The sequence below is a fragment of the Mitsuaria sp. TWR114 genome, from assembly GCF_007997345.1.
Genome location: NZ_VOSR01000084.1, coordinates 1 through 9498, shown reverse-complemented (window position 1 = coordinate 9498; position 9498 = coordinate 1). Strand labels below are relative to the sequence as shown.

Sequence of the window (9498 nt, the reverse complement as noted above, 5' to 3'; positions counted from 1 at the left end):
CCTGGCCGACGGCCGCTGGGAGCGGGCCTGGACCTACCTGCTCAAGCCGGGCCTGGCGGGGCGTCTCGACGCCGGTGACTGGGACGAGGCCGCCTTCGAGCGCGAAGGCAAGGCGCGTTTCGTGGCGCGCTACGTCGGGTTCGACGCGATCTGAAGCGACCGGCGCCGCGCCGGCACGGCGTGAAGCGGATCGCGGGGGCGCTCCTGGAGGGGTGATTTCCCCTGCCGCCTCTAGAATCCCCGCTTTGCCGTTCCGTCCGACCGCACGCCCATGACCGCCGCCCTGCACACCTCGTCGATCACCTCCCTTCCCCTCATCGCGCGCGGCAAGGTGCGCGAGAACTACGCGGTCGGCGAGGATCGCATCCTGATGATCGCCTCGGACCGCATCTCGGCCTTCGACGTCATCATGAGCGAGCCGATTCCGGGCAAGGGCGCGCTGCTGACGAAGATGGCGCTGTTCTGGTTCGACAAGCTCGACGGCATCGTCCCCAACCACCTGACCGGCGACGATCCGTTGTCCGTGGTGAGCGATGCGGAGAAGGACCAGGTGCGCGACCGCGCGATGCTGGTCAAGCGCCTGAAGCCGCTGCCGATCGAGGCGGTGGTGCGCGGTTACCTGGCCGGCAGTGGCTGGTCCGAGTACAAGGCCGGCGGCAAGGTCTGCGGCGTGGAACTGCCGGCGGGCCTGCAGAACGCCAGCAAGCTGCCGCAGCCGATCTTCACGCCCGCCACCAAGGCCGAGATGGGCGACCACGACGAGAACATCGACTTCGAGCGCTGCGCGCAGATCATTGGCCGCGAGCTGGCCGAACAGGTCCGCGACATCGCCATCCGCCTCTATCAGCGCGCGGCGGACTATGCGCTGACCAAGGGCATCATCATCGCGGACACCAAGTTCGAGTTCGGCCTCGATGCCGACGGCACGCTGACGCTGATGGACGAGGTGCTGACGCCCGATTCCTCGCGCTACTGGCCGGCCGAGAGCTACGCGGTCGGCAGCAATCCGCCGAGCTATGACAAGCAGTTCCTGCGCGACTGGCTGGAGCAGGCCACGGTCGACGGCCAGCCCTGGGGCAAGGTTGCGCCGGCGCCGACGCTGCCTGCGGACGTGATCGCCAACACGGCGGCGAAGTACCAGGAAGCGCTGGACCGCCTGACGCGCTGAGGCCGGCATGCAAGACGCCTCGCCCGACGCGACGCCTTCCCCGGCGATCAAGTCGCGTCTGCTCAAGCAGCTCGAGAAGGAGATCGCCGCCGCCGCGTCGCCGATGGCCTCCGCCGGCGCGCGGGCCAAGCGCGCGATGCTGCTGGCGCGGCACGGCGCGGTGGGCGAGGCCCGCGAGGCGCTGACCGCGCTGCACCAACTCTCCTTCCAGCATCCGCATCCGGAGATCGGCGCCTGGCTGCACATGGCCGAAGGCCTGATGAGCTACTACAACGGCTTCGTCGCGCAGCAGGCCTGGGACCGCATCCAGCGCGCGCAGGCGATCGCCGGCAGCGCGCCCGCGCTGGTCGAGGTGCGCGTGCTCGCCGCGGCCTGGCTGGCGCAACTGGCCTTCATCCGGCACGACCCGGCCGCGCTGGTCGAGCACGCGCGGCGCTGCCTCGACGAAGCGCTACCCGACCACCACGTCGCGCTGGCGCGCGTGGCGATGGCGATGGGCGTGGGCTGGCACTACGCCGGCGATGTCGAGTCCGCGCAGCGCTGGTACATCCGCGCGCGGCACCATGCCGCGGTGGAGGGCGACGATGCGTCGCTGTCGGCGCTGATGTTCAACATGGCGGGGATGCGCGCGTCGCAGCTTCGGCGCGAGAGCCTGTGGGCCCATGCGGCCCGCGGGCCCGAGCTGCTGTTGACCGTCGACTCGATGCATCACTTCGACGAGGCCGTCGGCGCGCAGATGATGGGCGAGCTGAGGCCGGTGCTGCGCGCGCAGGTGCTGACGATGCAGGGCGGCTTCGACGAGGCGCGCCAGCTCTACGAGGAGCACCTGCCGCAGGCGATGTCGCTCGGGCTGGAGCGGCTGGGGAGCAGCCTGCTGTCGGACCTGGCCTGGTGCCGGGCCAACCTCGGCCAGCACGAGCATGCGCTGCATCAGGCGCGCGAGGCCGAGATCGAGCTCGATCCCGATTGCGAGCTCGACGACCGGGCGATCACCCACAGCCGGCTGGCGCAGACCTTCCGCCTGCTGGGCGAGATCGCCGACGCCGACCGCCACCAGGCGCTGGCCGACGAGGCCTGGCAACAGTTCGCCGACCAGCAGCGCCAGTGGCGCGATCTGCTGGGGGCCAGCGGGCTCACGCCTTGAGGGCCAGGCGCTTCGCGACGAAGCGCCAGATCATCGCCGTCGCGTCCGGCCCGGCCGGGTCGCTGAAGGTCCTTCGCGGCACCGCCGCTCCAGGCATGCGCCAGGCCGTCGATCTCGACGAGCGTGGCCGCGACCGCGCGGCCGCGCTTGAAGTCGACGATCGTCATCGGCCAGCGACGGCCGCGTTGCACGACGCGCGCGGGCGCCGCCTTGGCGCCTGCCGCCTCGGCCCATTGCCGCGCCGCCTCGTAGGCATTCGACGCGCCGACCACGCGATCCCGCGTGCGTGGATCACCAGCAGCGGTGGCCAGGCGCCGGTCGGGTTTGGCGTTGACGTCGATGTCGGCGCCGATGCCAATGCCGATGCCGATGCCGATGCCGATGCCGATGCCGATGCCGATGCCGATGCCGATGCCGAGGGCAGCGCCGAGCCGCGCATCGCGCGCAGGGCATTCGTCGCCGAGGTGGCCATGCCCGGCGGGACGCCGGAATGCATCGCGACGGCCTTGAAGCGCGAGGGGTGCATCGTCGCGAGCAGCGCGGCCATGCCCGCGCCCGCGGAGAGCCCGACCAGGGCGACGCGTTCGCGGTCGGCGCCGTGGAGCAGGCAGACTTGATCGACGGCGGCGAGGATCAGCGCGGCCTCCGCCTGCGCGCGACCGGACTCGGTGTCGAACCAGTTCCAGCAGCGCTGCGGGTTGGCCAGGCGGCTCTGTTCCGGATAAAGCACCAGGAAGCCCTCGCGCGCGGCGAGCCGGTTCATCCGCGTGCTGCGCGCGAAGCCGGCGGGATCCTGCCCGCAGCCGTGCAGCATCACCACCAGCGGCGGGCGCTCGCCCACCGCAAGCGCCGACGGACGGAAGAGCCGGAACCGACGCATGCCCGCGCGGCCCGAGGCGATCCCCGCGACCCAGTCGCCGAGTCCGGGCGAGGGATGCGCCGGCGTCTTGCGCATCCCGTGCACCAAGTCGGGCATCAGATCGGAGGAACCGGTGCGCCTGGCTTGGTGCGCCGCGTCGCGGGCGCTGCGCAAGACCTGGCCCGTGACGGCGCTCAGGCCCTTGCGCCAGGCCCGGCGCAAGGAGGCGGCAGCGGACGGACGTTTCGGCATCACGCCAGCCTAACGGCTTTTGATGGCAGGCGTACGACCGCGTGTCCATCGTGTATTTGACGCGTGAAGGACACCGACGAGGGGGCAGACGACGAACCTCCCTCCGCACACCGATTGCCGCGACTCGCGGCATGATCGCCACCATGTCCCCGACGCCCTGGTCGCTCTCCGACCTCCAGCTGTCCCGCATCGACACCAAGCTCGTGCGCGAGCACGACGCGCTGTTCCTGCTCGTGTGCAGCGCCTCCTTCATCGAGAGCGGCAGCGACACCTACACCCGCAACCTGATCGAGCGTTTCGACGAGGACCCCGAGGTCGCCGTCTGGCTGCGCGATCACTGGGAGCCGGAGGAACTGCAGCATGGCGCCGCGCTGCGGGCCTACGTGGAGGAGGTGTGGCCGGGCTTCGACTGGGCGAGCGCCTACGCCGGCTTCTTCGAGGAGTATTCGCGGCTGTGCACGATGGACCAGCTGGAGCCGACACGTGGCCAGGAGATGGTGGCGCGCTGCATCGTCGAGATGGGGACGACGACGTATTACCAGGCGCTGCACGAGGCCTGCGACGAGCCGGTGCTGCGCGACCTGTTCTGGCGCATCCGCTGCGACGAGGTGCGGCATTACAAGCACTTCCTGTCCTACTTCATGAAGTACCGCGGGATCGAGGGCCTGCATCGCGGCCGCGTGCTCACCGCGCTGGTGCGGCGCGCGCTCGAGCTGCGCAAGGAGGACGCGTCGATCGCGCTGCGGCACGCGGTGAACGGACGCCTGCGCAGCGGCGCGCCGGATGGCGGCCCGGCACCGATCGCGCAGGCCGATGCGCTCGCGCGCGAAGCGATCGCACTGGTCGGCGCGCACCTGCCGATGGACCTCGCGGTGCGCATGACGCTCAAGCCGCTGATGCTGGGACCGGCGCTGCAGCGCGCGGTGGAGCGGCCGCTCGCCGCGCTCGGGCGGCGCGTGCTGCTGACCTGAGGCGGCGTCGCGTCGCGCGATTCAGATCTCCGAATCCCACGGCCGCGAGAGCCGCATCGCACCATTGATGATCCCCACCATCGAGTAGGTCTGCGGGAAGTTGCCCCACAGCTCGCCGGTGACCGGATGGGTGTCCTCGGACAGCAGGCCGAGGTGGTTGCGCGAGGCGAGCAGCGCCTCGAAGAGCTCGCGCGCCTGGCCGTAGCGGCCGATGCGGGCGAGGGCGTCGATGCGCCAGAACGCGCAGATGTTGAACGAGGTCTCGGGCTTGCCGAAATCGTCGGGCGCCTCGTAGCGGCGCATGTAGGGGCCGTCGCACAGCGTGGCCTCGAGCGCATCGACGGTCTTCACGAAGCGCGGGTCGCGTGGGTCGATGAAGCCCACCTCCGTCATCAGCAGCACGCTGGCGTCCAGGTCCTTGCCGCCGAAGCTTTCGACGAAAGCCTGGCGATGCTCGCTCCAGGCGTGGTCCAGGATCTTGCGCTTGATCAGGTCGGCCCGCTCCTGCCAGAGCGCCACGCGCTGCGGCAGGCCGAGCACCCGCGCGATCTTGGCCAGGCGATCGCAGGCGGCCCAGTTCATCAGCACCGACGAGGTGTGGACGCGGGCGCGCGTGCGCAGCTCCCACATGCTGGCGTCGGGCTTGTCGTGGATCGCGAAGGCCTGCTCGCCGGCGCGCTCCAGCAGCGCGAACTCGTCGATGCCGGCGCGCTGGTGCAGCCGGTGATCGAAGAAGGCCTGCGCCGAGCCCAGCACGATGTTGCCGTAGACGTCGTGCTGGAAGTGCTCGAAGGCCTGGTTGCCCGCGCGCACCGGGCCCATGCCGCGGTAGCCGCGCAGGTGCGGCACCAGGTACTCGGTGAGCTTGGCCTCCAGCCCGATGCCGTAGAGCGGCTGCACGTGGCCGTCCTGGGACTGGCCGATGATGTTGCGCATCCAGCGCAGGTAGTCCTCCATCGTGCCGGTCTCGGACAGGCTGTTGAGCGCGCGCACGACGAAGAAGGCATCGCGCAGCCAGCAGTAGCGGTAGTCCCAGTTGCGCTGCGTGTGGGGCGCCTCCGGCACGCTGGTCGTCATCGCGGCGACGATGGCGCCGGTCTCCTCGTAGAGGCACATCTTGAGCGTGATCGCCGCGCGGATCACCGCCTCCTGCCACTCGAGCGGGATGGCCAGGCGGCGCGTCCAGTCGCGCCAGTAGCTGATGGTCTTTTCCTCGAGCAGCCGCGCGGTGTCCTCGACGGCGCGGTCCAGCGTCTCGTCGGGGCCGAAGATGAAGCTCATCGGCATGTCCAGCGCGAAGGCGGTCTCTTCCTGGACGTAGGTGAGCGGCGCGTTGGTGGTCAGGCGGATGGTGCCTTCCGGGCCGACGAAGCGCAGGTGGTTGCTGCCGCGCGTGCGCGCCGGATGCGCCGAGCCCCACTGGATGACCGGCCGCAGGACGACGCGGATGCGCGGATGGCCCTGCAGCGGCCGCATCCGGCGCACCAGCATCATCGGCCGGTAGGGTCGGTCGTTGAGGAAGAAGCGCGGCATGAAATCGGTGATCTCGATCGCATTGCCGTGGGTGTCGTACAGCCGGGTGCGCAGGACCGCGGTGCCATGGTCGTAGGCCTGCTCGCTGCGGGCGAAGTCCTCAAGCACGACCTGGAAGGTGCCGTCCAGGCCGATGCCGTCGGGCGAGTCGATCAGTGCATGGAACACCGGATCGCCGTCGAAGCGTGGCGCGCAGCACCACACGACGCGGGCGCGGTCGTCGATCAGCGCGCTGACGGCGCAATTGCCGACGAGACCGAGTTTGAGCGAGGCGGCGTCCATCGAGTCCTCCTTCTTCGTCGTTCTGGCGATGTTGCTCGGGACGGGGTCAGGGCTCAAGGCAAAACCCGTTCCCGAGGCGGGGTGCTCGCGGGGGCGAACCGCTTCGTTGCGATGGGACGAGATGGCAACAGAATGTGGGTCTGCTCACTGCACCGCTTTGCCGCTCCATATGACCGCATCGGACCTGCGCGCCCACGCGCTCGATCAACTGAACCGCTACCTGGAGGTGCATCCGCAGGAGCGTGAGGAGCTCGGCGCGCTGATGGCGCAATTGCTGGAAGATCCTGCCGACGTCTTCGCCCGCGCCAACATGCGTGGGCACGTGACCACGAGCGGCATCGTCTACGACGCGCGCGCCGACAAGGTGCTGATGATCCACCACAAGGTCCTCGACCGCTGGCTGCAGCCGGGCGGGCATCACGAAGGCATCGATCGGCTGGACGTGTCGGCGGCGCGGGAGGTCCGGGAGGAAACCGGTGTGGAGCGCTTTGCGCCGTGTCCGGCGGGCGCGGGGGGCGATCTCCCGTTCGATGTCGAGTCGCACGCGATCCGCGCCAACCCCGCGAAGGGCGAGGGCGACCATGTCCACCACGACTTCATCTATCTTTTCGCGGCCGATTCCACGCAGCCGGTGCAGCCGGAATTGGCGGAGGTGAAGGGCGTGCGGTGGATGCCGCGCGCGGAATTCGCGACGCTGCCGAGCGCGCGCTTCGCGCGCATGAGCGAGAAGCTGCTGGCCTTGGCAACGGCCCGGAGTCCGGCGGACCTGGCGCCGTCAAGCTGAACTCCAGACGCCCGCCCGTGGCCGACGGCGGGAGCGAGTCGCAAAGGGCGGCCGCCTGTCCAGGCGCTTGCGAGGCGAGGCGAGGCGAATGCCCGCCGACTAGTCGTCGATCCAGCGCAGCGCCGCCTCGGCGATGGTGAGCCGGACTTCGCCGCCGGGCGCGAGGTCGGGGTCCTCATGCCGGCGCCACAGCGTCAGCCCCTGGCCGTTCGGGCCTTCGAGCTCGCAGGTGACACGCTGCTGCCCCGGGTAACTCGCGCGCACGGACGCGCGCAAGTGCAGCCCATCGCGGCGCGGATCCACGGGATGGGCATCGGTCGCTTCCGACAACATGAGCGCGTCCACCGGCGCGATCCAGTGGCCGCTGCCACGCCGCCAGGCGCCATCGAGCGTCCGCGCGTCCAGGCGGTTGAACAAGCCGAGGAAATCGGCGACGCGCCGATTGACCGGCGCGCGGCGCAGCTCGCGCGGCGATGCGCATTGCGCGATGACGCCGTCGACCATGACCGCGACGCGGTCGGCGATCTCGAACGCTTCCTCGCGGTCGTGGGTCACGATCACGCAGCTCTGGCCCAGCGCCCGCTGCAGCTGCCGGAACTGCCGCCGCAGCGGCAGGCGGAAATGCTCGTCGAGCGCGGAGAAGGGCTCGTCCATCAGCAGCAGCATGGGCTGCGTCGCCAGCGCCCGCGCCAGGGCCACGCGTTGCCGCTGGCCGCCCGAGAGGGCCGGCGGCAGCCGGTCGGCGAGCGCCTGCAGCTCGACCAGCGCCAGCAGTTCCTCGGCGCGGGCATCGGCCACCGCGGGCTCCTCGCCCCGGGCGAGCGGACCGAAGCGGATGTTCTCGCGCACCGTCAGGTTGGGGAACAGCGCGTAATGCTGGAAGACCATGCCGATGTCGCGTTGCTGCGGCGGCAGCGACTGCACCTGCTGCCCGCTCATCGTGAGCGTGCCGGCGTCGAGTCGCTGCAGCCCGGCGATCGCGCGCAGCAGCGTTGTCTTGCCGCAGCCCGAAGCGCCCAGCAGCGCGACCACCTCGCCGCGCGCCAGCGACAGGTCGATGCCGCGCAGCACCGGCCGGCCGCCCAGGGCCAGGCGCGCATCACGAATGGAAAGTTGGGGCATCAGGTCCATCGGCGAGAGAGTCTTGAAATGGCCACCACGACCGCGCCAACGCCGGCGAAGGTCATCACCATCAGCGCCGCGGCCTGATGACCGTTGGCGTTGCGCAGGCTGTTCATCAGGGGCTGCAGCAGTTCCAGCTGACCGCCCAGCAGCAGGTTGGCGATCGCGAATTCCATCGCGGCCGTCACCCAGGCCAGCAGGAAGGCGGCCAGCAGCGCGGGCGCCAGCATCGGCAGCAGCACGCGGCGCAGCGTGTGGCCGTCGCTGGCGCCGAGCGTGCGGCCGGCCTCGATCAGCGCTGCGGCGTGGAGCTGCGCGAGCGCCGATTGCAAGGTCTTGTGCACCAGCGGAAACAGCGTTGGCGCCACGACCGCGACGTACACCAGCGGCAGTGGCAGCCAGCCGCCCCATTGACCGACGAACAGCTCCAGCGCGCTGATCGCGATCACCACCGGCGCGATCGCGAAGGGCAGCAGCGCGAGCAGGTCCAGCAGCCGTGTGAGCCGGGCCGTGCGCGCGGTGCCGTCGACAGCATCGAGCTGCGCGGCGATGGCCGCCGGGATCGTCGCCATCGCGCCGCAGACCAGGGCGAGCGCCGCGCTGGCCAGCGCGAGCACCGCGGTCCGCAGCACCGCGCCCTGCACGCGCGGGTCGAGGGCCGCCTCGGCCATCCAGCGCAGCGTGGGCTCCTCCGGCCACCAGTGACGATCCCAGCGCGTGCTCGCGCCGTAGAGCAGCAGCGCGAGCATCGGCACCAGCACCACGATGAGCAGCGCCGCGAGCGCGAGACCCGGGAAGGTCGGGCGAAGCGATCGCAGCCGTGGGCGCGAGGGCGCGCGATCCGGCGAGTGCCCGGGTGCCGCGGCGCTCATGCCGATCCTCCGGGCACGGCTGGGCGTGAGGGATCGCCGGGCGCGCGGCGCAGGTGGGCGGCGATGCCGCGCGTGAGCCCGATCACGACGGCCAGCATCGCGAAGAGCAGCAGCGCGAGCAGCGCGGACAACTCCGGCTGCGCGAAGATGTCGCCGCTGACCAGCGCGGCGATGCGCACCGCCAGCACATGCGCCGCCGTGCCGCTGAGCGCGAAGGGCGTGGCGAAGGCCGCGGCCGCGTTGGCGAAGAGCAGCCCGAAGACCTCGACCAGGCTGGGCAGCAGCAGCGGCAGGCCGACCCGCCGCCAGTACATCGCCGGGCTGGCGCCCAGGGTGGACGCCGCGTCGGCCAATGTCGCGTCGAGCATCCGCACCGGCGCGACGAGCAGCAGGGCCGCCAGCGGTGCCTGGAAGCAGACGTAGGCGAGCAGCAGCCCGCCCAGTCCCTGCAGGTCGATCCAGGGCGACAGCCCCAGCGCCTGCAACGAGCCGGTCACCACGCCCTGCGCGC

General features: G+C 70.9%; 8 protein-coding genes and 1 pseudogene. 4 read left to right on the top strand and 5 right to left on the bottom strand.

The features are described 5' to 3' along the window. The first annotated feature begins 271 nt into the window (after positions 1-271). Positions 272-1168, top strand: a complete 897-nt coding sequence (locus tag FUT87_RS04465) for a phosphoribosylaminoimidazolesuccinocarboxamide synthase (RefSeq protein ID WP_091727911.1) — start codon at positions 272-274, stop codon at positions 1166-1168. Positions 1169-1175: 7 nt separating this feature from the next. Then, positions 1176-2312, top strand: coding sequence for a hypothetical protein (locus FUT87_RS04460; protein ID WP_147240214.1), 1137 nt, complete (start codon positions 1176-1178; stop codon positions 2310-2312). Positions 2313-2475: 163 nt separating this feature from the next. Here FUT87_RS04460 and FUT87_RS04455 read toward each other — a convergent pair whose 3' ends face one another. Continuing rightward, positions 2476-3288: a PHB depolymerase family esterase gene (locus tag FUT87_RS04455; protein ID WP_255511661.1), complete on the bottom strand. Its 813-nt coding sequence runs from the start codon at positions 3286-3288 to the stop codon at positions 2476-2478. 278 nt (positions 3289-3566) lie between these two features. On the opposite strand from FUT87_RS04455, the gene FUT87_RS04450 reads away from it, so the two are divergent. Next, positions 3567-4394 carry a ferritin-like domain-containing protein gene (locus FUT87_RS04450; RefSeq protein WP_147240213.1) on the top strand — a complete coding sequence of 276 codons (828 nt, stop codon included), beginning with the start codon at positions 3567-3569 and terminating at the stop codon, positions 4392-4394. Positions 4395-4415: 21 nt separating this feature from the next. Here the strand turns inward: FUT87_RS04450 and FUT87_RS04445 are convergent, their stop codons facing one another. Then, positions 4416-6209 carry a glycoside hydrolase family 15 protein gene (locus FUT87_RS04445; RefSeq protein WP_091727899.1) on the bottom strand — a complete coding sequence of 598 codons (1794 nt, stop codon included), beginning with the start codon at positions 6207-6209 and terminating at the stop codon, positions 4416-4418. A gap of 169 nt (positions 6210-6378) precedes the next feature. On the opposite strand from FUT87_RS04445, the gene FUT87_RS04440 reads away from it, so the two are divergent. Then, positions 6379-6993, top strand: a complete 615-nt coding sequence (locus FUT87_RS04440; protein ID WP_186830359.1) for an NUDIX hydrolase — start codon at positions 6379-6381, stop codon at positions 6991-6993. Between the two features lie 99 nt (positions 6994-7092). On the opposite strand, the gene FUT87_RS04435 is transcribed toward FUT87_RS04440, so the two are convergent. The 3 genes and pseudogenes from FUT87_RS04435 to FUT87_RS28400 all read right to left on the bottom strand — a co-directional run. After that, positions 7093-8115: an ABC transporter ATP-binding protein gene (locus FUT87_RS04435; protein WP_186830358.1), complete on the bottom strand. Its 1023-nt coding sequence runs from the start codon at positions 8113-8115 to the stop codon at positions 7093-7095. Continuing rightward, the gene (locus tag FUT87_RS04430) at positions 8115-8987 is read right to left on the bottom strand and encodes an ABC transporter permease subunit (protein ID WP_147240210.1); all 873 of its coding nucleotides are present in this window, start codon (positions 8985-8987) and stop codon (positions 8115-8117) included. The genes FUT87_RS04435 and FUT87_RS04430 overlap by 1 nt, the downstream gene beginning before the upstream one ends. Continuing rightward, positions 8984-9498, bottom strand: a pseudogene (locus tag FUT87_RS28400) (hypothetical protein); the annotation flags it as partial. The gene FUT87_RS04430 and the pseudogene FUT87_RS28400, both read right to left, overlap by 4 nt.

Coding starts and splice junctions, on each gene's coding strand:
- FUT87_RS04465 (WP_091727911.1), top strand. CDS start 272: ATGACCGCCGCCCTGCACACCTCGTCGATCACCTCCCTTCCCCTCATC.
- FUT87_RS04460 (WP_147240214.1), top strand. CDS start 1,176: ATGCAAGACGCCTCGCCCGACGCGACGCCTTCCCCGGCGATCAAGTCG.
- FUT87_RS04455 (WP_255511661.1), bottom strand. CDS start 3,288: ATGCCCGACTTGGTGCACGGGATGCGCAAGACGCCGGCGCATCCCTCG.
- FUT87_RS04450 (WP_147240213.1), top strand. CDS start 3,567: ATGTCCCCGACGCCCTGGTCGCTCTCCGACCTCCAGCTGTCCCGCATC.
- FUT87_RS04445 (WP_091727899.1), bottom strand. CDS start 6,209: ATGGACGCCGCCTCGCTCAAACTCGGTCTCGTCGGCAATTGCGCCGTC.
- FUT87_RS04440 (WP_186830359.1), top strand. CDS start 6,379: ATGACCGCATCGGACCTGCGCGCCCACGCGCTCGATCAACTGAACCGC.
- FUT87_RS04435 (WP_186830358.1), bottom strand. CDS start 8,115: ATGCCCCAACTTTCCATTCGTGATGCGCGCCTGGCCCTGGGCGGCCGG.
- FUT87_RS04430 (WP_147240210.1), bottom strand. CDS start 8,987: ATGAGCGCCGCGGCACCCGGGCACTCGCCGGATCGCGCGCCCTCGCGC.